Annotated in this window: 19 protein-coding genes; 9 read left to right on the top strand and 10 right to left on the bottom strand. The window is 40.0% G+C overall.

Going from position 1 to position 22,612, the window contains the following annotated elements:
* Nucleotides 1-24 precede the first annotated feature (24 nt).
* Nucleotides 25-564 (bottom strand): TetR/AcrR family transcriptional regulator, encoded by a 540-nt coding sequence (locus ACT170_RS03495; protein WP_444818036.1) that lies wholly within the window; start codon nucleotides 562-564, stop codon nucleotides 25-27.
* 133 nt (nucleotides 565-697) lie between these two features.
* Between ACT170_RS03495 and ACT170_RS03490 the strand changes: the two genes are divergently transcribed.
* The 6 genes from ACT170_RS03490 to ACT170_RS03465 all read left to right on the top strand — a co-directional run bounded on the left by ACT170_RS03490 (nucleotide 698) and on the right by ACT170_RS03465 (nucleotide 6,744).
* Nucleotides 698-1,600 (top strand): cation diffusion facilitator family transporter, encoded by a 903-nt coding sequence (locus ACT170_RS03490; RefSeq protein WP_041826443.1) that lies wholly within the window; start codon nucleotides 698-700, stop codon nucleotides 1,598-1,600.
* A 113-nt stretch (nucleotides 1,601-1,713) separates the two neighbouring features.
* A complete protein-coding gene (hemH, locus tag ACT170_RS03485; protein WP_414381587.1) occupies nucleotides 1,714-2,808 on the top strand; it encodes a ferrochelatase in 1,095 nt (364 codons plus the stop codon).
* Nucleotides 2,809-2,904: 96 nt separating this feature from the next.
* A complete protein-coding gene (locus ACT170_RS03480; protein WP_444818035.1) occupies nucleotides 2,905-3,942 on the top strand; it encodes a zinc-binding dehydrogenase in 1,038 nt (345 codons plus the stop codon).
* A gap of 354 nt (nucleotides 3,943-4,296) precedes the next feature.
* The gene (locus ACT170_RS03475; RefSeq protein ID WP_444818034.1) at nucleotides 4,297-5,013 is read left to right on the top strand and encodes an ABC transporter ATP-binding protein; all 717 of its coding nucleotides are present in this window, start codon (nucleotides 4,297-4,299) and stop codon (nucleotides 5,011-5,013) included.
* A gap of 1 nt (nucleotide 5,014) precedes the next feature.
* Nucleotides 5,015-6,097, top strand: coding sequence for an ABC transporter permease (locus ACT170_RS03470; RefSeq protein ID WP_080612008.1), 1,083 nt, complete (start codon nucleotides 5,015-5,017; stop codon nucleotides 6,095-6,097).
* Between the two features lie 23 nt (nucleotides 6,098-6,120).
* A complete protein-coding gene (locus tag ACT170_RS03465) occupies nucleotides 6,121-6,744 on the top strand; it encodes a TetR/AcrR family transcriptional regulator (protein ID WP_049483780.1) in 624 nt (207 codons plus the stop codon).
* 98 nt (nucleotides 6,745-6,842) lie between these two features.
* Here ACT170_RS03465 and ACT170_RS03460 read toward each other — a convergent pair whose 3' ends face one another.
* Complete coding sequence (locus ACT170_RS03460) at nucleotides 6,843-7,886, bottom strand: threonine aldolase family protein (protein ID WP_444818033.1); 1,044 nt, start codon at nucleotides 7,884-7,886, stop codon at nucleotides 6,843-6,845.
* Between the two features lie 117 nt (nucleotides 7,887-8,003).
* On the opposite strand from ACT170_RS03460, the gene ACT170_RS03455 reads away from it, so the two are divergent.
* Nucleotides 8,004-8,885 (top strand): LysR family transcriptional regulator, encoded by an 882-nt coding sequence (locus ACT170_RS03455; RefSeq protein WP_070656182.1) that lies wholly within the window; start codon nucleotides 8,004-8,006, stop codon nucleotides 8,883-8,885.
* A gap of 27 nt (nucleotides 8,886-8,912) precedes the next feature.
* Nucleotides 8,913-9,677 (top strand): nucleoside phosphorylase, encoded by a 765-nt coding sequence (locus tag ACT170_RS03450; protein WP_038676074.1) that lies wholly within the window; start codon nucleotides 8,913-8,915, stop codon nucleotides 9,675-9,677.
* A gap of 60 nt (nucleotides 9,678-9,737) precedes the next feature.
* Here ACT170_RS03450 and ACT170_RS03445 read toward each other — a convergent pair whose 3' ends face one another.
* The 3 genes from ACT170_RS03445 to ACT170_RS03435 all read right to left on the bottom strand — a co-directional run bounded on the left by ACT170_RS03445 (nucleotide 9,738) and on the right by ACT170_RS03435 (nucleotide 14,740).
* Nucleotides 9,738-10,373, bottom strand: a complete 636-nt coding sequence (locus ACT170_RS03445; RefSeq protein WP_270282564.1) for an HAD hydrolase-like protein — start codon at nucleotides 10,371-10,373, stop codon at nucleotides 9,738-9,740.
* Nucleotides 10,374-10,445: 72 nt separating this feature from the next.
* Nucleotides 10,446-13,160 carry a DEAD/DEAH box helicase family protein gene (locus tag ACT170_RS03440; RefSeq protein ID WP_444818032.1) on the bottom strand — a complete coding sequence of 905 codons (2,715 nt, stop codon included), beginning with the start codon at nucleotides 13,158-13,160 and terminating at the stop codon, nucleotides 10,446-10,448.
* A 188-nt stretch (nucleotides 13,161-13,348) separates the two neighbouring features.
* On the bottom strand, nucleotides 13,349-14,740 hold the full coding sequence (locus ACT170_RS03435) for a VWA domain-containing protein (RefSeq protein ID WP_444818031.1): 1,392 nt from the start codon (nucleotides 14,738-14,740) through the stop codon (nucleotides 13,349-13,351).
* A 125-nt stretch (nucleotides 14,741-14,865) separates the two neighbouring features.
* Here ACT170_RS03435 and ACT170_RS03430 point away from each other — a divergent pair, with 125 nt between their 5' ends.
* Nucleotides 14,866-15,834 carry an ABC transporter substrate-binding protein gene (locus tag ACT170_RS03430; RefSeq protein ID WP_247916071.1) on the top strand — a complete coding sequence of 323 codons (969 nt, stop codon included), beginning with the start codon at nucleotides 14,866-14,868 and terminating at the stop codon, nucleotides 15,832-15,834.
* 46 nt (nucleotides 15,835-15,880) lie between these two features.
* Here the strand turns inward: ACT170_RS03430 and ACT170_RS03425 are convergent, their stop codons facing one another.
* The 5 genes from ACT170_RS03425 to ACT170_RS03405 form a co-directional block, all read right to left on the bottom strand.
* Nucleotides 15,881-17,221: an MATE family efflux transporter gene (locus ACT170_RS03425; RefSeq protein WP_444818030.1), complete on the bottom strand. Its 1,341-nt coding sequence runs from the start codon at nucleotides 17,219-17,221 to the stop codon at nucleotides 15,881-15,883.
* An 81-nt stretch (nucleotides 17,222-17,302) separates the two neighbouring features.
* Nucleotides 17,303-18,001 (bottom strand): ABC transporter permease, encoded by a 699-nt coding sequence (locus ACT170_RS03420; protein WP_002891007.1) that lies wholly within the window; start codon nucleotides 17,999-18,001, stop codon nucleotides 17,303-17,305.
* Complete coding sequence (locus ACT170_RS03415) at nucleotides 17,994-18,821, bottom strand: ABC transporter ATP-binding protein (protein ID WP_410537186.1); 828 nt, start codon at nucleotides 18,819-18,821, stop codon at nucleotides 17,994-17,996. Before ACT170_RS03415 ends, ACT170_RS03420 begins: the two co-directional genes overlap by 8 nt.
* 291 nt (nucleotides 18,822-19,112) lie before the next feature.
* Nucleotides 19,113-20,657, bottom strand: a complete 1,545-nt coding sequence (locus ACT170_RS03410; protein ID WP_179968861.1) for a hypothetical protein — start codon at nucleotides 20,655-20,657, stop codon at nucleotides 19,113-19,115.
* 174 nt (nucleotides 20,658-20,831) lie between these two features.
* Nucleotides 20,832-22,490 (bottom strand): Rqc2 family fibronectin-binding protein, encoded by a 1,659-nt coding sequence (locus ACT170_RS03405; protein WP_444818029.1) that lies wholly within the window; start codon nucleotides 22,488-22,490, stop codon nucleotides 20,832-20,834.
* Between the last annotated feature and the right edge of the window lie 122 nt (nucleotides 22,491-22,612).

The following is a 22,612-nucleotide window of genomic DNA, read 5'->3' as shown; positions in this document are numbered from 1 at the left end:
TGATGAATGATATGAAGTCGGTTCTTAGTTAGAACCCACTTTCAAAATCTCCAAATAAAACTGAATCACTTCTTGTTCGGTGTAGGACTTGCCTTTTTTCAACCACCAGCTGAGGGTTTCGATGAAATGGCTGACGACCAAGTGTTTGAGGTAAGAGTAAGGGAGAGTTGGATGGGCTTTGATGAGTTCGTCGGCTACCATTGGGTAGACATCATGTTCCAGCTCTTTTCGCAGTTGCCGGATAAAATAATCGTTTTTAGAGAGCAAGAGACTGGTCACATGGTCTTGATTTTTCTTGAAATGCTGAAAGATATGGGCCAGATAGTCTTGTGGGGATAGGTGTTCAGCACGCTCAAAGAGATGGTGAAAGAGCTTTTGACAGAGTTCATCTAGCAATAATTCCTTACTTTCGTAATGGCTATAAAAGGTTGATCGCCCCACATCGGCTAAGTCAATGATTTCTTGAACCGTGATGGCCTCGTAGTCTTTTTGGTTGAGTAATTGTAAAAAAGCTTGATAGATAGCTTTTCGAGTTTTGGTTATGCGACGATCCGGTGCTGTCATATGGACACTTTGAACAAACTGTTCAGTAACGGACAGCCTAAACAGTTTGCTTCTATCCTTTCCTTTTAGAGTTAGAGATAATACTAGTGAAAGGGATCATTCTACTACTATTATACCAAAGGAAGGTGGAAAAATGAGTACAAAACATGCGGTCTGGATAGCTTTTTTCTTGAATTTGAGTTATGCCATTGTTGAGTTTATTGCAGGAGGGATTTTTGGGTCCAGTGCAGTTCTTGCTGATTCCGTCCATGATTTGGGAGATGCGATCGCTATTGGGATTTCCGCCTTTCTGGAGAGTATTTCCAATCGTGAAGAAGACAGCCACTATACCTTGGGCTACAAGCGCTTTAGCCTTTTAGGGGCTATGGTAACAGCTGTGATTCTCATGACAGGGTCCGTTCTGGTTATTTTGGAAAATATAACGAAACTCTTTCACCCACAACCTGTCAATGATGAGGGCATCCTCTGGCTTGGAATCATAGCTGTCAGCATCAATGTGCTAGCGAGTCTTGTCATTCGCAAAGGGCAAACCAAGAACGAATCCATTCTCAGCCTGCATTTTCTTGAAGATACCTTAGGTTGGGTGGCTGTCATCTTAATGGCCATTGTTCTCCGATTTACCGACTGGTACATCCTAGATCCACTCTTATCTCTTGCTATTTCCATCTTTATTCTGTCCAAAGCCATTCCACGTTTTTGGAGCACGCTCAGGATTTTCCTGGATGCTGTGCCAGAAGGAGTGGATATCCAGCAAGTCAAGAGTGATTTGGAGCAGTTGGAGCATGTGGCTAGTATCAATCAGCTTAATCTCTGGACCATGGATGGTTTGGAAAAGAACGCCATTGTCCATGTTTGTCTAGAGCATGTCAACCACATGGAGGTCTGTAAAGAGTCTATTCGTACCTTGCTCAAAGATTGTGGCTTTCAAAACGTCACCATTGAGGTCGATGAAGACCTGGCAACCCACCGAGCCCATAAGCGCAATATCGAAGAGTTGGAAGTGAATCAAAGTCATGGACATATTCATCACCATTAAGAATAGTTATTTACACTCTTAGAGTTTATCTCTAGGAGTTTTTTTGATACTAAGCTCACCAAAGTAAGCCTTTTCATGGTAAAATAGTGAAAAGTATATAGTAAGGAGTAGTTATGAGTAAAAGAGCTGTGTTGATGATGACTTTTGGTTCGCCAGAAGAGATTACCTATGAAGGAGTGGCAGAATTTTTCACGAATATACGGCGTGGAGTTCGTCCTGAACCCCATGAAATTCAAACCTTATATGACCATTACGTCCGAATTGGTGGAACGCCGCTCCAAAGGATAACAAAGGAAGAAGTGAACTTGGTTGCCTCCGCTCTTGGAGATCAAGCATCGGTCTACTTTGCTAATAAATTTTCCCGTCCTTTCATCACTGATACGATTAAAGAGATGGAGAATGACGGAATTGAAGAGTGTTTGTGTTTGATTCTAGAGCCCCATTATTCCTACTATTCTGTCATGGGTTATGAAAAATTTTTAGAAAGTGGTCAGATAAAATTCCAAATTATCAAGGACTGGTACCGAGAACCTGACCTACTCCACTATTGGGCTGATGAGATCCAAAAGATTTTAGATCAGATTGGAGACGACAGTTATAAGGTGATTTTTTCAGCCCACAGTGTCCCAGTTTTGGCACTAGATTTTGGTGACCCTTATATCGATCAGATTTATGACAATAGTCGCTTGATTGCGGGGATTTTAGGGCTTGAAGAGGAGCAGTACACCAATACTTGGCAGAGTGAGAGTGATATTGGTATTCCTTGGATTAAGCCGGATGTCTTAGAATACCTTCGTAATGAGAGGGAGCATCCTGACCACTATATTTTTGTTCCGATTGCCTTTATTAGTGAGCATATTGAAGTTCTTTTTGACAATGATGTGGAATGTAAGGAGCTTTGCCAAGAGCTAGGTGTAGCCTATCACAGACCTCCTATGCCAAATAGCGATCCTCGTTTAATCAAGGCACTTCTTTCGACAATTCAGTCTCATATAGACGGTGACTATAGTGACTATCAACCTCAGCTGGAGACCTTTGATGAGTTGGAAGCTCCATCAAGCACGAGTCAGATTTTGGAAGAAGGGAATGATATCCAAATGCCAGATTTTGTGAAGAAGTTAATTGCCAAGAAAGGCCGCGAAAATGTCAAAATGCCCTATTTGATTAAGAAAATGCTAGAAAAGAAGTATGGGAAAAAATATGATTAATTGCTCTTGTTTGAAAATAATTTGGAATGCTTGATTTGAGCCAGAGCTTAATTAAAAGTGTATACTAACAGTAACTAAAGAAAAAGAGGTAAACATATGAAATCTGCAGTTTACACTAAAGCTGGTCAGGTTGGTCTGGCAGAAATTGACCGCCCACAAATTGAGGCTCAGGATGATGCCATTATTCGCATTGTCCGTACCTGCGTTTGTGGTTCCGACCTTTGGAGTTACCGTAATCCAGAAATCGAAGAAGGGCATAGTAATAGTGGTCATGAGGCTATCGGAATCGTCGAAGAAGTTGGCGATGACGTTACTACGGTAAAAGCTGGTGACTTTGTTATTGCACCTTTCACACACGGTTGTGGTCAGTGTGATGCTTGTCGAGCTGGTTTTGATGGTTCTTGTGACAATCACCCAGGTAACAACTGGTCTGGTGGCGTACAGGCTGAGTATATCCGTTTCCACTTTGCTAATTGGGCACTTGTCAAAATTCCTGGTCAACCTTCAGATTACAGCGAAGGCATGCTTAAGTCACTTTTGACTCTTGCTGATGTCATGCCGACTGGTTACCATGCAGCGCGTGTGGCTAATGTGCAAAAGGGTGACAAGGTAGTCGTTATCGGGGACGGTGCCGTGGGTCAATGTGCTGTCATTGCAGCTAAGATGCGTGGTGCATCGCAAATCGTCCTCATGAGTCGCCACGAAGACCGTCAACAGATGGCCTTGGAGTCAGGTGCGACAGCTGTTGTGGCTGAGCGTGGTGAAGAAGGCATTGCCAAGGTCCGTGAAATCCTTGGAGGAGGAGCGGATGCTGCTCTTGAATGTGTGGGTACTGAAGCAGCAGTTGATCAAGCTCTTGGTGTTCTTCACAATGGAGGCCGCATGGGATTTCTCGGTGTTCCTCATTACAATAACCGTGCTCTTGGTTCAACCTTTGCTCAAAATATCTCAGTGGCAGGTGGAGCAGCTTCAGTTACCACCTATGACAAACAAGTTTTGTTAAAAGCAGTTCTTGATGGCGATATCAATCCAGGTCGCGTCTTTACTAATAGCTACAGCTTGGATGAGATTAATCAGGCTTATAAAGACATGGATGAACGCAAGTCTATTAAGTCTATGATTATCATTGACTAAGAAAAAATTCTAGTAGAGGATGTCTACTAGAAATTTTTTTTAATACAAATCCCAATTCGGAGTTGAAAATTTCTTGGTTCGGGTCATATAAAAATGCGTAAAATGAACTTCCATTGCTAAGGTCATTACAGTTGCGATGGAGATGACAATGGTCGGATAGGCAGAAAAAAGAAGGGAAAGAACCGGTCCAATAAGGAAGATTCCTGCTTGGAGTCCGTAAAAAGTCTTGTTATAACGAAGGTAGCTCTTGTTTTTCTGAAAAAAATTTAATTTTCCACTTGACAAGTGAGTGAACACTCACTACAATATCACTTGTAATCGAAAGTGAGTAAATACTCACTAAGGAGGATGCATATGAAAACATTGCTACATTTACAAGATTTACAAAAATCTTTTGGTCAACAACTTGTGTTAAACCACGTAGGTTTTGAATTACAGTCTGGGGAAATCATTGGTCTAATCGGTCCTTCTGGTGCTGGTAAATCAACCATGATTAAAACCATGTTAGGGATGGAAAAGGCAGATAGCGGTAACGCTTTAGTCTTAGACCAGACCATGCCCAATCGTCATATTCTGGGAGATATAGGCTATATGGCCCAGTCAGATGCTTTATATGAAGCTTTGTCAGGACAAGAAAATTTGGAATTTTTCGGTCAGTTAAAAGGTCTTTCAAAAAAAGCTTTAAAGGATGAAATAGCTCATGTGGCTCAAATAGTAGATCTGACTGCCCACTTAAACAAGTCGGTATCTGGTTATTCAGGAGGGATGAAACGACGCTTGTCTCTGGCGATTGCACTTTTAGGAAATCCGCAACTTTTGATTTTGGACGAACCGACAGTTGGAATCGACCCCTCTCTTAGGAAGAAAATCTGGAAGGAATTAATCACGCTTAGAGACAATGGTGTAGGAATTCTGGTAACAACCCATGTCATGGATGAAGCAGAGCTGACAGATAAGGTCGGACTACTATTAGGTGGAAAAATCATTGCCTTTGATACACCATCCAAGCTAAAAGAATCTTATGGTGTTTCAAGTATTGAAGAAGTCTTTTTGAAAGCAGAAGGAGAATGAAATGAGAACAATTGCCATTGCAAAAAAAGTCGTCAAAGAATTGCTTCGTGACAAACGGACACTGGCCCTAATGTTTGTAGCACCAGTCTTTATCATGTGGTTGATGAACCTCATGTTTTCAGCAAGTACAACTGTAAATGTCAAGTTAGCGACACAAGATGTGCCAAGTAGTTTGGTAAGTAAGATGGACGACTTAGAACATGTCAGTGTCAAAACCTACAAAGACTTGGATCAAGCTAAAGAGGCTTTAAACGATGAAAAAGTAGATGCAGTTATCTCTTATAAGGATGGGGAATATCATGTAGCCTATGCCAATACAGATGCCTCTAAAACTTCGGTGACCCGACAAATATTACGCACCAGTATTGCCAGTGAAGGCACCAATCAATTATTAGCACGTGTGAAGCAATCCCTTCCACAATTACAACTAAAGGTAAAATCTCCTGAAATTAAGGAATCTTATGAATATGGTAACGAGGACACCGGCTTCTTTGCTAAAATGATTCCTGTTTTGCTTGGGTTCGTCGTTTTCTTCTTTGTCTTTTTGATTTCAGGGATGGCACTCTTGAAAGAACGTACTAGCGGAACCCTAGATCGTTTGTTGGCAACCCCAGTCAAACGTTCGGAAATTGTTTACGGCTATATGTTGTCTTACGGCCTTATTGCCATACTGCAGACAGGAGTAGTCGTTCTAGCAGCCATCTGGTTGTTGAACATTGAAGTTGTCGGAAGCCTGTTAAATGTTATAATAGTTAATGTGGTACTGGCTCTGGTGGCACTAGCCTTCGGAATTCTCTTGTCTACCTTGGCAAAATCAGAATTTCAGATGATGCAATTTATTCCTCTTGTGATTATGCCGCAACTCTTTTTCTCAGGAATCATTCCACTTGATTCAATGGGAGACTGGGCAAAAACTCTAGGGAAATTCTTGCCTTTGACCTACTCAGGTGATGCGATGAGTCAGATTATTCTTTACGGACGTGGACTTGGAGATATTTTACCAAATATTGGTGTTCTACTAGTCTTCCTTGTCGCTTTGACAGTTCTCAATATTGTCGGCTTGCGTCGTTACCGTAAAGTATAAAATATAAATATACGAGGATGAAAATGAGTGAGAGTGTTTTTGAGTCGTTTGAAGCTTATCTAAAGGGTGCAGACTATCCCAAGGGAAAGAAAAAAATCATGCAGGCGGCGGTCGATTTGATTTCTACTAAGAGTTACAATGGAACCTCCACCTTACAAATTGCCAAACATGCGGGACTTAGCCAAGCAACGCTCTTCAAGTATTTCAAGACCAAAGAAGATTTATTAACGGCTATTTTGCACCCTGTTGTTCCAGGACTTTTCGGTCGTTTTTTTGAAGAACTTTTAGCCTTAGAAACGACTGAAGAAAAGGTGCATTATCTGGTCCAAAATCGTATGGCCTATCTCAAAACGAATCGCGCTTTGATGAAAATTATTCTTCAGGAAATTTTTTCAAATAAGAAACTGAGAAAAGAACAACTTTATATTTGGAATACTCTTCAGGATAAATTATTAGTACTCCATAAGGAATTGATAGCAGATTCACGAGTGAATCCTGAAATCACGGTTCCTCAAATGGTTCGTATTTGTATAGGTCCCTTATTGGCCTACTTTGCCCAACTCTATATCGTTAGCGACAATGGTGACATAAGAGAAGAAGACTTAAATTTGTTGGAAAAACAGATTTTAGGTGGTTTGTGGAAATAAAACCTGACTGCAATCATATTTCTTAAAGTAGCATACAAAAAGACATGTTTCTATCTAAAGCAGATTCATGTCTTTTTTTGTTGGATTTATAATTTTAATTATAATCCTTCAATCACCTGACACAGTGCCTCCACATCTTCCTTTTGAGTGGACCATGAGGTCGCAAAGCGAATGACAGTCAGTTCGTCATCATACTTTTCCCAGAAGGAGTAGACCACTTTCTCAGAGAGTTTTTCCATCTGCTCTTTTGTCACCAAACAAAAGATCTGGTTGGTCGGATTTTCAAAATAGAGAGGAAGTCCTGCTCTTTTACAAGCTTGACGGATCTGATTAGCATAAGTAATCGCATCATGGCCGATAGTGTTATATAGATGGTTTTTGAACAATTCGTCAAATTGGATGCCTAACAGTCTGCCTTTGGCTAAGAGAGCGCCATGTTGCTTGATGATGGTGGTCATATGAGGAAGGAGACGAGGATTAGGAATGACCACCGCCTCTCCAAACATGGCCCCGCACTTGGTGCCACCGATGTAAAAAGCATCACAGAGCTGGGCGAGGTCAGCTAGAGTCACATCATTTTCAGGACAAGCCAGAGTATAGGCTAGACGTGCTCCATCGACAAAAAGCTTAACATCGTGCTTTCTGCAGACTTGAGCAATAGCTTCCAATTCTTCTCTTGAATAAAGTGTTCCAAGCTCAGTCGGTTGTGAGATGTAGACCATGCCTGGCATGACCATGTGTTCGTGATTGCCATCTGCCCAATAATCTTCAATAGTTTCTTTAATTTGTTGGGCGGTCAATTTACCGTCTGCTGTATCGAGTTCTAGAACCTTGTGGCTGCCAAACTCGATGGCCCCAGCCTCGTGCACACTGACATGCCCAGTTTTCGCTGCGATCACTCCTTGATAAGATTGAAGGAGGCTATCGATCATGATTTGATTGGATTGGGTCCCGCCCATAAGAAAGCGAACTTCTGCTTGGAGACAGTCACAGGCCTCTCGAATCTGTTCAATGGCACTCTTGGTAATCGGATCTGTCCCGTAACCTGTCATTTCCACTTGGTTGGTTTCCATCATACGTTTGAGAATGTTAGGGTGTGCTCCTTGTAAATAGTCATTGGCAAAATTCAGTTGTGTCTTCATTTGAATGTTTCTCTTTCTTTGTTGATGATATTAGTTTAAAATACTTATTGATATAACACAAACGGCAAAAACTCATCGCATCTATGATATAATGTAATGGATAGAGAGGAGCAGTTTATGGATGCCAGTAAATGTCAGGCTGTTTTAGTAGCTAGTGAGACCGGTTCTTTTTCAGCAGCAGCAGAACAGCTGAACTATACCCAGTCAGGGATTACGAGAATGATTTCAAGTTTAGAGGAAGAATTAGAATTCCCGATTTTCATACGCAACAAAAAGGGTGTTCGCTTAACGGAAAATGGCAAGTTGATGATTCCCTATTTCAGGGAGATTGTTGATGTCAATCAAGTAGCTACCCAAGTCAGTGAGGAAATTAAAGGGGTAGTCAGAGGTTCCATCACAATTGGTTGCTACTTTAGCGTGTCCTCCATGTGGATGCCTAGCCTCCTAAAGACTTTTTCCGAAACCTATCCATTGATTCAAATTACTCTGTTAGAAGGTGGCAATAAGGAGATTGCCAAGTGGCTAGCCGAAAAATCTGTCGATATTTGTCTGTGCGCTGAGCCTCAGGATAGTGGGGAGTACAGCTGGAAAGAATTGTATCGAGACCCCTTGGTGGCTTGGTTGCCTAAGAATCATCCCAAAGCCAAACAAAAGACTTACAAGATTAAGGATCTGGAAACAGAAGATTTTATCCATACCTTACCTGGTCAAGATACAGACCAGGACCGCTTAATCAAGCAAGAAGGCCTTAATCTGCAGACACGATTCACAACCAAGGACGGCTTTACGACCTATCAGATGGTCAAGGCTGGTCTAGGAGTCAGCTTCAACCAAGCTATGATTGCAAGAGACTGGAAAGAAGAAGTGGTGCAAGTTCCTCTTAGTCCGAAACATTTTGTTTCACTGGGAATTGCTCTTCCTAAAAAAGAAAAAACTTCCCCAGCTGTCCAACGATTTATGGATTGCCTTGATTCTTGGTTGAAAGATTTGTTGAAATAATCTGTTATTAGCATATTAGGAGAGAGTATGATACATAAACATGAAATCCCAATTTTAGAGTTTGATGACAATCCTCAGGCTGTGATTATGCCGACCCATGAGGATTTAGGTTTGGACTTGCCGCCTAGGTGTGTTTACGGCTTTTTAGAGGAAGAAGTCGATCGCTATGCGACTTCTGTTGGCGCTGAAAAAGTTGGTGAATTTGTCTCTGCAACCAAAACCTATCCTGTTTATGTCATGACTTACAACGGGGAGGAGATTTGCTTAGCTCAAGCTCCAGTTGGATCAGCTGCAGCTGCACAATTTCTTGATTGGCTAATTGGTTATGGCGTAAAGCAAATCATATCAACTGGAACTTGTGGCGTCTTGGTAGACATGCCAGAGAATGTTTTTTTGATTCCGACGAGAGCTTTGCGAGATGAAGGTGCAAGTTACCACTATGTTGCGCCATCTCGCTATATAGACATGAATGAAAAAGCTCTTGTAGCCATTGAGAAAACTTTAAAGCAAAAGAAAATCCCCTATGAAGAGGTCATGACCTGGTCGACAGATGGCTTTTATAGGGAGACATCGGACAAGATTTCCTATCGTATTGAAGAGGGCTGTAGTGTTGTAGAGATGGAATGTGCCGCACTAGCAGCAGTTGCTCAATTTCGTGGAGCTATTTGGGGCTTACTTCTCTTTACTGCAGATTCCCTTGCAGATATAGAGAATTACAATCAACGAGATTGGGGTTCAGAGGCTTTTGATAAGGCTTTAGAGCTTTGTCTGGATATCATTGTCCAGATGTAATCCTAATTCAATAGAAAAAGAGCATGACTATATAATCGTGCTCTTTTTAGATTTAAATTATTATTTCAAAATATCACAAAGTTCTTGGGTGGTATCAGCTATAAAATCAGGATTTTCTGCCAAAAGGGTTTCGTTTTTCCCAAATCCCCAGGTCACCGCTATTGTTTTGATGCCAACCGTTTTTCCACCAATCAAGTCGAACTTGGTATCACCAACAATGACCGACTGGTCTTTAGGTGCTTGATTTTCAGTAATGGCACGCTGCAAGACATCAGCCTTATGAAAGGCACTAGGAGTAGATCCATAAATGCCATCAAAATATTCAGTAATTCCAAGGTGTTGGCACATCTCCAGAGCGATAGGTTCATTTTTTGAAGTTGTAATAAAGATTCTCTTGCTAGAAGCTTGACTAAGTTGTTGAAGGATTTCTTTTATGCCATCATAGAGCTGAGCCTCCAATTGCCCTTTAGTCTCATAATAGTCACGATAAATTTTGACAGCTTGGTCAGCACCTTCTTCACTAATCTCTTCTTTAAAGGTTACTTCGAGAGGTGGTCCCATAAAGGTACGAATTTTCTGATCACTAGGAACGGGGAGGCCTAGTCTTTCAAAGGTTTGAACAAAACCATTGTGGATTCCCTCAGAACTATCAACGAGAGTCCCATCAAGGTCGAAAAAAATGTGTGTGAGTGTCATAGAATTCTCCAATATAGTGTCCTTGGTTTATTATATCATGATAAAAACGGTTTAAGTGGTTAGGTCTATTTATCATTCTAAAGTTGACATAACTTTTTTATGTGTAACGGTACGTTCTTGCTTATTTCCAAGTGCTTTGATACGAGCTTCCAGAAGAATAGGACGACCTTGAACACTTCGCGTATAAATGAGGTTATATTTTCCGACACTTTTTTGGATGTGTCGGAGGAAAGACTCTGCATCTGCCTTACGCTTTTCAAACATACTTGGAACGGCAAAAAATTCGGTTTGATCTTTCACCTTGTGACAAGACTTTAAGATATAGCGTTGATTTTCGATAGGAGCGAAAAACTCAGTCAAAGCCTGAGCAAAGATTTCTTTCTCCCTCATGCTAGCACCCTTGAGATAGATAGCGTTATAAATCGCCTGTTTACTATCTTTTACCACTCTAGGAGCAGACTCTTTAGTCTCAATCTGATCTGAATCAAGAAGGGCTTGGTGGATAGCTTTACCAAAAATTTCCAAACGTTTATAGGGACTCTTATAGATAAAATATCTTCCCCAAAAGACAGCCATTACTAGCAGTGCAAGTAGGAGTATCGGTAGACTTTGGGCAAATGGCTTCCCAACAATCAGATATCTTCCCAGATCAATAATAAAATAAGTGACAGCAAGGGCTTGGGAAATAAGTAAGGCCTTCATCCAATCATTAAGGTATGCCAAAGGTAGAAATTGTTTGTCGACCTCAACTTGGGTGACCACTTCCATTTCTTCGTATAACGGGAGAGCTTCTTGCCAACGGTCTTTAAGTTCCTCACGTTTTTGAGAAAGTGTAATGGCTTTTTGATTAAGTTTTTCTAGACCCTTTCGGCTAAAAGTTATTTGATTGAGGTCAAGGCGATCAATGCCAGATTCGATAGTGGGCTCTTGATAATGAAGACCTAAAAACTGTGTCATACGTCTATCTAACAACTCTAAGTCAGGACTAAGTGCATACAACTGTAGTTCTAATGTCTCGTCATATTTTTCTTCGGCATTTTGAATTTCAAACCATTTCTTTGGTGATAAATTAATAGAAACCAAATGCCAGATATTACTCGTTTTATTAGGATTGTCTGGCCAGACACGGATAGCGCGGCCTCGCATCTGATTACTTAGCATAAAGCTTCCAACAAAACTGGCTAATATAAGGGAGTTAACACAAGGTGCATCCCAACCTTCGCCCAATAAAGACTTTGTCCCAATAATCACTTGGATATACCCATCTTGGAAAAGTTGAGTAAGGGCTGTAACCAAATCATGATAGGAACCAGAAATACTTACCTTAAGATAGTCCTCTTGGCTCAACTGTCCAATAACATCATAGGATAAACGAGAATTAGGAATGAGTCGCTCTAGATGTTCTTTAGCTGAAGTTGGAATAACCACTAAACTTCCTGTCAATACAGCCACAGGCACCGTCCAAGACTGTTCAATCATTTCTCTACGAATAGATTCAAAGTAAGAGAGGACACCTAGTTGGGTAAATTGAGCATTTTTATCACCTAAATGAACTTGAAAATCCTTACGTATAAAGTCTGTCAAAACAAGTTGACGAAGATTATTTCCTAGAGACTGGTATTCTGCCTTAAAAATATCTCTAACGGCATTGAGTTTTCCCAATGATTGATTGAGCAGGACATCTTGTTTCTTATTCCGGATAAGTTTAACTTGATTTCTTTCGATAAGACCATTTGCTTTCAGATCACTTTTCAGTTGGTTAAAGGCCTCCTCAGTAAATCCAAACCAATTTGGAACCTGAAAAATAATGCCATTAAGCAAGGTTTCAAACCACTCAAGCGTAAAAGTTGGCAAGGCTTTTGCAGCGAGAAGTTCTTGAAAACGTTGAGGAAAAGGTAATTCTTTAGACCGTAAAAAAATCAGAATAGCAGAAAGATATTTAGGATTAGCCAATAGCTCATCATCGCTAATTTGGTTACTTAGTGCCGGACTAGACTGAATGGTGTTTGAGAAGTTTATATCTGTAGACAGTTTAGTTAGAAAGTTAAGTTTCTGCTTTTCAAACTGATCTAATTGTGTTCGTTCTTCCATAGTTGGAAAGGCGAAGTAGACATAGTCCTGGTGAGGACAGAGCGTCCCTTCCTTAACCAGTTCAGGCACTGTAATTTCTTCATCAATCTCACCACACATGCTGATGTAACGCTCCCAAAGAGCAGGTTCTCCTTCGTATGGAGGGGTCGCTGTCAAGGAAATCATCTTAATTTTAGGAAAGGATTTACGAAAAATCTCTAAACTCTTCCACCATTCATTTCTTAAATGATGGCACTCATCCAAACAAAGAGTCCCTAAATCTTTATCCTCAAATGTTTTTCGGATATCAAAATCTTGAAAATTAAAATGCTCTTGTTGAGCTGTATCATCTGTGTCTTCGATAAGACCATAACCAACGACTTGGTTCATGGCACTATGTAATGCCTGATAAGTCGCAACCGTAATCATTTTAGGCCTCTTTAAGTCTTGTGAAATGAGTTGTTCTGCTTGGTTAGCATCACTTAAAAAAGCTTGTTTGATCCGGTCCACCCATTGTTGGCGGATAGTAACTGTCGGAACTAGAATTAAAGTTGGATTACCAAAACGCCGTATGAATTCAATTCCTAAGGTCGTTTTTCCAGAGCCAGGAGCAGCGACCAAGTGAATCTTTCCATCATCCATAAAACTTTCTGATTTATCAAGAACACGTTGTTGATACTGTCGCCATTGTCCTTTAAATGAAAGCTGATCTAACATAATTTCCCTCCAATGTTACTAACTATTATATCATAGTGAAGATAAATAGAACTGGCCATATGGATGGTATGAAAAGTATAGTTTTTATGGTATACGTGTCACATACCAATCCAAAAACACCCCAAAATTAAGCTTTTGGGGTGTAAATCACGGGGTGTAATAATTAAGTGTTTAACTCAAACGAAGAGTTAGTTACGTTTTGGTTTGACTGCCATGCCTAGGCCGAGGGCCGCACTGATAGGACCAAGTGAAACTAGAGCAGCAGATTGGCTAGAACCTGTTTCTGGGAGTTCTTTATGTGTTGGTTGCAATGGCGTTGGTGCCTCGTAGACCGTACCCTCAACGTAGTATACATTTCCTGGTACAGTTGGAGTTGCTAGTTGCGCCGTTTCAGGCTGGCTAGTTGCTTTAGTAACCAAGTGAGTCGTAGCAATCACTTCGTAAGTATCTGTTTGAATACGATAAACACGTCCTTCTTGAACAGTTTCAATAACGTGGTTTGAGAATTGCTTGTTCAAAAGATCAGCGAAATCTTTATCGATATCGAGGTAAAGACCATTCGTTCCTTTTACCAATGGGTCAAAGTCTTTTTCATCATATTTCTTACCAACTACGGTCAAAGAAATCCCAGCATTTTGAAGGGCTTTTAATGTAGCATCTTTAGTTGGTGTTTTGAGAGTAAGGTCTATATCTTCGTCAGTGACCAATAAGGCGAAGCGACGATTGTTCTTACCAGTTCCCCAAGTATAATCAGGTGAAGTTGCGATATGTGATAATGCTGTTGTTGCTTCCTCGTCTGAACCAGTAGTACGAATGGCTTTTAATTTACCAATAAAAGCGTTCGTATCCGTGGTGAATTTAGAACCTCCGAAATCATGGTAAGTTGTGTTTTTGCTTGATTCATAGTCAACCAAACCAAGACGTGCTTGCACATTTTTAGATTCCAAATCCCGCACTAATTTTTCAATGTTATTAGCTACGTCAGTGATGTGGCTATCCATTGAACCAGATTTATCGACAATAAAGACGATGTCAGTAGTTCCTTTGACTTCTTGGCGATTCACCACATCATCCTCTTTAACAACTTCGACAACAGTCGAATTATTGACAGTTTTAGTCGTTGTTGCCACATATTCATCTGTTTCTTCAGTTGATGTTGCTGTCTCGCTTGATTTGACAGGCTCTGACTTACCAACAGGTGTATTCTTGTCAGCAAGCGTTGTTGTTTTAACGGTTGCTGTCGCAGATGCTGTTGCGATAGCCTCAGTTCCATCAGTGCTTTCTTTTGCTGTTACTGTTGGCTCTGTAGCATTAACATCGACGCCTACAACATCTCCCACTTTTGCATTTTCTACTGGGATTACTGGCGTATTGGCCTTAGCTTTAATCTCTTCAGTTGCTTTGGCAATAGGTGTTTGAGCTGTTGTTGATTGAGTTGCTGCCTCAGTCGTCGTAACAGGAGTTGCTGGCGTTGTTGTTGCTGTTTCATCGGCTGATACAGCAGTCCCTGCAAAGATAGTAGCAAGAGCTACAGAAGACAAGATAAGCGATTGCTTACGAAAACGAATCTGTTTTTCCATTAATACATCTTAGGAATCAAAAACACTCAATTCCTTCCAAAAAATCTTAGTCATAGATTGACATTAAAGAAGTTTTAAGATAACTTTAAAGTAACGATTTAATCCGATTTTATCGAGGAGTTGCCATGAAAAAAATAAATCTTCTTTATTTACTAGCCATTTTGGCCATCATTTCTGGTCTTTTACTGTATTACTTGCCAGACATGACGTCTGGACATAATGCAGAGTCAAATAAAACAAGTCAGACTTTTAAGGAGAAAACGATTGTCCATGATTTTGGTACGACAGAGTTGAAAAAAGCTCCTAAACGTATCGTTATCCTCGACAACCTCTATGGTGAAATCTTGGATCCTCTCGATATCACTCCTGTAGGTGCGACAACTGGTCGAGCTGATAGTCAAGAATTTTCAACCCTCTTTAAGAAACAATACAAGGATGCAAAAGTGGTTTCAGTTGGTTGGCAGGGAAATCCAGATTTGGATAAGATTGCTGAGTTAAAACCAGATTTAATCCTTATGACAGGCGAGCAGGAAGACCTCTACGAGGAGCTGTCTGAAATTGCACCAACTGTTGGCTACCAGATCAACACTGATGAAAACTGGGACTATCACGAAACCTCATTAAAGGTAGCAGAAATCTTCGACAAACGTGATGAGATGAAGAAGGACCTGGATAGAGTGGATGCTAGGGAGGCTGTTTTCGCAGAGAATGTCAAAGCTAAGTTTGGCAATCAAAAACTCATGTACCTGCGCGTGACAGACAATGACATCCGTTATTACGCTTATGGGCATTTTGGTTATCTGTATGATACTTATCATTTCAATCGTGCTGAAACCTTCAATCCAGATGATATGTTCCAAGTTATCGATCCAGATAAACTAAAAGACATTAATCCGGACCTCCTGATTGTTCAAGCAGATTCTCAAGAACTCCTAGATAACAAACTTAAAAATAACCCTGTCTGGAGTAGCTTAAAGGCAGTTCAAAATAACAAGGTAATTTATGCTGATTACTCAACCTACATGCTAGGCTTTGGGATTGTCTCCCAAGAGGCCATAATGAAACAGATATCTGATGAATGGGGATTAAATTAAACTAAAAACGACCTTGATGGTCGTTTTTTCTATGTTCAAAAGTAGTCTAACTGATAAACAAGCGTCGAATATGTTTCCTCAAGGCAAAATAGAGCTGAATGGTCATGGGAATCCAAATCAAGGGCTCGCATAGGATAACGCCAAGGTAGCCCATAGAAGGAATAACCAAAAGAACAAAGAGAATTTTTCCAAAAAGCTCAATGAAACTAGAGGTTAAAGGCGTCAGTTTCTTACCTAGACCTTGTAGGCAATTTCTAAAACTAAAGAGCATCCCCAAAATAGGATAGAAGAGAGAACTGATTCGGAGGTAGCGGCTGGCATTGTCAATAATCACAGCATCATCTGAACCAGAGATAAGACCAGCTAAGAAGGGGCTTGCTACATAGAGGAGGACACAAGCAATGACAGACCAAGTTATAGATACAAGACAAGTTTGCTTTAACCCAGCTACTATGCGCTTAAACTGTTTGGCACCGAAGTTCTGAGAGGTGAAGGTCGTCACCCCGGCAGCAAGTGAAGTCAAAGGGAGAACAGCAAAGGACATAATCCGTCTTGCCGCCACTTGAGCGCTAATGATGAGAGGACCAAAGCCGTTAATGGCATACTGTAAGGTTACAGTCCCAATAGAAACAATGGAATTCATGAGTCCCATGGCCATTCCTTGTCCAAAAAGGTCCAAATAAAGACTTGAATCAAGAACAAAATCTGACTTGCTTGGTAGAAGGAAGGTCACTTTTTTCTTAATATAGTAAAGACAGAGAATTGCGGAAATCCCTTGAGAAATAATAGTTGCTAAACCTGCTGATTGAACACCAAGATGGAGTTGAGTAATAAAGAAAAGGTCTAAAACGATATTGACCAGAGCTGAAAATATCAGAAAATAGAGGGCTGTCAGACTATCACCAACCGCTCTGAGGAGACCTGCACACAGATTATAACCCAAAGTAACCCCAACACAGGAGACAATCATAGAAATATACTGGTAGGACTGCCCAATGATAGAAGCAGGTGTTCCTAAAAATCTTAGTAAAGGATAGAGTCCGAAATGTCCTAGAATCATAACCAAGGCACTTAGGCCCAGACCGATGACAACTGTGGCCGCCACAGACTGACGAAGTTTCCTATAGTCTTGCGCACCATAATAACGTGCGATAACAACCCCCATACCATTTCCAACACCTAAGGCAAATCCGATAACCAAATCAAAAATAGCAGAAGAAGCTCCTACAGCAGCCAAGGCATCTGGACCTAGAAAGCGTCCTACAATCATGACATCCGCAGTATTATAGAGTTGCTGGAAAATATTGGATATCAGAATTGGTAGGGCAAAGATTAAAAGAGACCGCAAAATAGGGCCTCGTAAAAGATCAACTGACGAATTTTTCATAGAACTATTATAACAAGATTGTAATTGTGAAACAATGACAAAAAGCCATCCTAGGATGACTTTCGAAAGAAATGATATAAATCAATGCTCACGGGCATTCCATTTAAATGCAAAATTTGAAATAAAGATAAGTATAACTACCCAACAAATTAAAGCAAACACACTTGACTCAAATATTTGAAATTTTTCAAGTTTTATAAAATATTCTGTGTTAGCTCCTATAAAAGAAAATCTCGTGATGTAGCTCATAATTTTATTGCTCATATCAGATGAAAGCATAGGTAAAAAAGTAGCAATAATCAAGACAATCATACTAAATAATGTTGTGTGAGTTTGAGTCTTAGAAAACAATCCTATTGATAAATTCAACAGAATAAATGCTAACGTGGTCAATACTACTACAACAAAATACGTTAGCCAACTTGGAATAGCTATTCCAAATATTACAGGCATAAACAAAGCCGATAAAACAGAAAAAATAAAAGGAAATGAAATGACAGAAATTATATAATTATACTTTGTAACACCACTCAATATCAATGTTCTTAAATTCTTCTTCTCTTTTTCTTCAGAAATCATCATTGAAGTAAAGGTGCCAGCTGTCATACTATAAATCAAACTAAGTCCCATGTTTAAAAAATACATTTCGCCATGAATCATAGGGATAGCTTGTAAAATAGCAAAATCAACAAACGGTGTAACTACACATACAAACAACAAAACTTTATTACTGATTAAGTATTCCCAACGCAACCATAAAAGTGCCATCAATCTATGCATTTTTTGAATCCTCCGAAATCTTTATAAAAATATCCTCAAGCGTATTTTCTAAAGTATGCACACTAGCTACATCAGAACCACCTAAATATTTAGCCGCCTCTACTTGAGATACCATTATCGAATCTCCATTTTTAAAACGAATAATAGCCTTATCTTGCTGACTATATTTATCTATGATTTCTTGAGGAGAACCATATTCTAATATATGACCTGAATTCAATAATGATATACGGTCACAAATCTTAGTAGCTTCACTCATATCATGAGTTGTTAAAAATATTGTTGTTCCCTCATTTTTTAAATTCAACAGAATATCATGTACTTTATTTGATAAAGCAGGGTCCAACCCCGATGTAGGTTCATCTAAAAAAAGAATTTTAGGATGATGCAAAATTGACCGAATAAGAAGCATACGCTGTTTCATACCAGTTGATAGTTTTTCTGCCTTCTTATCTTTATCTTCAAATAATTCCAGTTCCTTCAACAAAACATCAAGTTCATCTAAACTCACATTGTGATACTTAGCAAAGAATTGCAAGTTCTTATAAACTGTCATCTTTCCATAGAATCCAACAGTATCACTCATTATACCAATATTTAAAAAATCCGAAGGAAGTAACTGATTGGACTCTTTATTTAAAATATAAGCTTTTCCGCTATCCTGTGATAACTGCCCCGTCAAAATATTTATAGTCGTCGTTTTACCAGCTCCAGAAGGACCTAAAAAACCAAAGATTTCTCCTTCCTTAATCTCAAACGAAATATTATCCAAAGCAACTTGATTCCCAAAACGCTTAGAAAGATTGTCGACTTTTATCATTATATTCCTCGTTTCTAATGTAAACACTTGTAATCATTATAAAAATGTTGAACTATACATATATTATAACTGCGAAGGTGAATGACATATTTGCTGCAGCTATCGCTTACAAGGTTACAAAAGTTATTATCATTGCTCATATTACTTGTCATGTGACCACTCACTAATAAAATAATGATATAACAATGAAGCTATACATTAGTTTTTCATTATATCACTTTTCTTATCATTATCTAATAAAGCACTGATATTTTATCATATTTCGAGAATATTTATAGTTAAAAAGCCATCCTAGGATGACTTTCGACTATTTTTTAGATAGCGGCTAAGTATTTGTGTCATATGGTTGTAGCCCGCCGCAATCATTGGAATTTGTAAGTAAATATAAGGTAAAGTGTACTGACTTTTAGTCTCTGAAATGAGGTGAAAGAGGATGCCACCAAAGAGATAGAGGAAGGCATAGAGGCCTAGTGTTGCTCCATCTCCCATTCGTTTATAAGTGAAAGCGTAGTAGAACACACCACCAAGATATAGGACTAGGAGATAGCCTTGCATATAGGTTACGAAAAAGAGATGCAAGGTCCCGTCGTGATAGATGGAAGTCGCAAACCTATTCCACAAAGGCTGAAACTTGTCTTTACTTGGGCCATTCCAGATGGACTGGAAGCTTCCCTCTGTCCAAGAACTGATAAACTTGGTGCTGAAAAACCAACTGGCTTCATCGGGATGTGCTAGGAGATATTGAACACGCTTATCAAAAAGGTGATTGGCACTTTTTTCAATCTTTTCGATATTGCCTTTTTTTTTGGCGTAAATGTCACGGACATAGCCGGTATACCATCCTGGCATGCGTTTAGAATCGGGTTTGTCCTGTAAGCCCATAGCCAGCCAAGCAATCTGAGGCGTTCCAGGAATTTTTTGATGAGTGGTAATCTCATAGTAACTGGTCGTCGCCTTATGCAAACTCATAGGAAAGGCAAAGAAAGCTAAGACTAAAAGCAAATAGCGATACCGTTTTTCTCTCAGAGTCAAGAGTATTAGAATACCAGATAGCGCAATAATGAGAATGATGTTATTGCTCCTTACCCAGTAGGCCAAAGATAGCATGACCACCGAAAGAATCGCATTCCTAGCCTTACCACGTCTTAAGTAACGTAGAAAGAAAAGAATGGCAAAACTAGAAAAGAACAAGCCATACATAAGCCCATAGGCAAACATAATGTTAAAGACTAAGGGCAAGAAACCAAAGCTCATGATGACAGCCAAACGACTAACTAAAGGCCTCGTAAACAATTCATCCGTGATTTTCCAAGTAGCATAGTTCATACCAATGACCATGCCAAGATTCAATACATAGAAAACAGAGATAACTGGTAATGGAATCAGATAGAGAACCAAGCGTTCAAAACTGAGCAACCCCAACTGATGCGGATAGCGGAAGAAGTAGGCTCCTGGTTTTATTAGGGAGAAGTCACCAGCATTAAACTGAACCGCCCCCTTAAAGACAGTACCTGCATCGTCTCGACCAGCAAAACTGGTCAGAAAAATCAACAGTAGGCCAAAACTCACAAAGCAAACGGAAAAAAAGATGAAAATCTGCTTTGTTGTCAGTTCCTTTAAGATCTTGGGCCAGAGAAGGGTCAAAAGCAGAATGGCCCCACCTGAAACATAAACATACCAAGGAACGCTACTAATCTCTGCCCACTCAAAGTATCCCGTCATCATGGTTGTGCGAATGAACAAAGCAGTCACAAATAATAGCCCAAAGACTAAGAGCCCCACATAGCGCCCTAACCATTCTAAAAAAGAACTCGTATATGACATAAGAGCCTTCATGCTGAAAGTCTCCTTTAATATAGGTAATTACCCTTATAGTTTAGCACAGTCGTCGGAAAAATGTAATGAAAACCAGAAGAAAATCCCATTCATCAACGAAAGAAATTGCTCTAATGAAGACATAGAAAAACTCTCTCGTTTCTAAAACAAGAGAGTTTGATTTTATAAAGCAGATTACTTCATCCGCATACTATCAATTTTTTCTTCAGTCGGTGTGACACGTAAGGTCTTTTGTCCCGTATAAGTTACGAATCCAGGTTTACCTGCCGTTGGTTTGTTGAGTTTCTTAACATCAATCATATCCACTTGAACCAAGTTTGATAGACGAGCCTTAGAATAGTAGGCTGCCAATTCAGCCGCATCGGTCTTGACCTCGTCAGTTGGGTTAAGATTGTCCTTGATAACTACGTGACTTCCTGGGATATCCTTGGCGTGGAACCAGAGCTCACCTTTTTTAGCCATCTTGAAGGTCAACTCCTCATTTTGCAGGTTGTTACGACCAACCATGATAATGGTCTTACCATCAGAAGCTAGATACTGTTCAGGTTTCTTACGCTTGTGGCGCTTGTCAGTTGAACGACGCTTCATAAAGCCAGCCTGAACAAGCTCCTCACGAATATCTTCGATTTCATCCATGTTGGCTTGAGAAAGACTGAATTCAACACTTTCCAAATAATCAATAGTTTGCTTGGTTTCCTCAATCAAACCAGTCAAGTGCTTAACAGCTTCCTTGAGTTTCTGGTATTTCTTGAAGTAACGCTGAGCATTTTGGTTAGGTGTTAGAGCTACATTTAGTGGAATTGTAATCTTTTCACCAGTGTAGTAGTTGTCTAGCTCGACACTATCCTTGTCGTTTGGCACCATGCTAAGGTAGGTTGTCAAAAGTTCACCTTTTTGACGGAACTCCTCGGCATTCTCAGTCGCTGCAAGCTCTTTTTCCTGTTTAACAAGTTTTTTCTTGTTTTTTTCCAGCTCATTTTGCACCCGGTGGATCAAATCACTAGCTTGTTGTGCCACACGATCACGCGCGGCCTTGTCCAAGTAGTAGTAGTCCAATAGGGCTGACAAGGTTTCAAACTCAGGTTGGTCCTGACTATCTGAGAATCTTACAGCTGAAAATGCCTTAGCCGTTAAGTTTGGCTCTACTTCACGATTGAAGAAGGCTCGGAAATTCTTGAGCTTATCAGTCTCAAGTAAGGCTGATAATTCATTGGCCGTGTCACGTCCCAAACCTTGGAAATGTTTTTGAAGGTTTCTAGCTGACAAATCCTCAGTCTGTAGGATTTCAAAGAGTTTTTCGTCTGGAATATCAAAAGGATTCTTGGCGTCGGTCTTCGGTGGGGCGATATAAGTTGACCCAGGCAGAATAGTACGGTAACTATTTTGTGAGAAACCAACATGCTTGATAGACTCAATGATTTTGCTCTCGTTCTTGTCAATCAGGATAATGTTGGAATGTTTCCCCATGATTTCCATAACAAGAGTAACCTTAACGCTGTCACCGATTTCGTTTTTGTTAGAGACAGAAATTTCAAGAACACGGTCGTTTTCCAGTTGCTGGATATCCTCGATAACCGCTCCCTGAAGGTATTTCCTCATAATCATGGTATAGGTGTTTGGATTCTGCGGATTTGGCAAGTCAGCCTTGGTCGTCTGAATACGCCCAAAAACAGGGTGAGCCGAAAGCAGAAGCTTGTAATTCTGACGATTGTTACGAATGGTTAGGACCAACTCACGCTCAAAAGGCTGATTAACCTTCTGGATACGCCCGTAGAGCACTTGCTCACGCAACTCAGCCGTCATATGATGAAGAAAAAAGCCGTCAAAAGACATGATGTACTTCCTTTCTTGTTAGTGATAATAATTGTTTTATTTTAAAAATAAAATTTTCTGTAAGACTTTCCTTAGGTGTTGGCGGACGTCAGCGAACTTTTACAAAGTTCCATGACTAATTT

This window comes from Streptococcus sp. cx1 (genome assembly GCF_052384325.1).
In the GTDB taxonomy this organism is placed as follows: Bacteria; Bacillota; Bacilli; order Lactobacillales; family Streptococcaceae; genus Streptococcus; species Streptococcus salivarius_G.
This window is presented reverse-complemented; position numbering and strand designations above follow the sequence as displayed.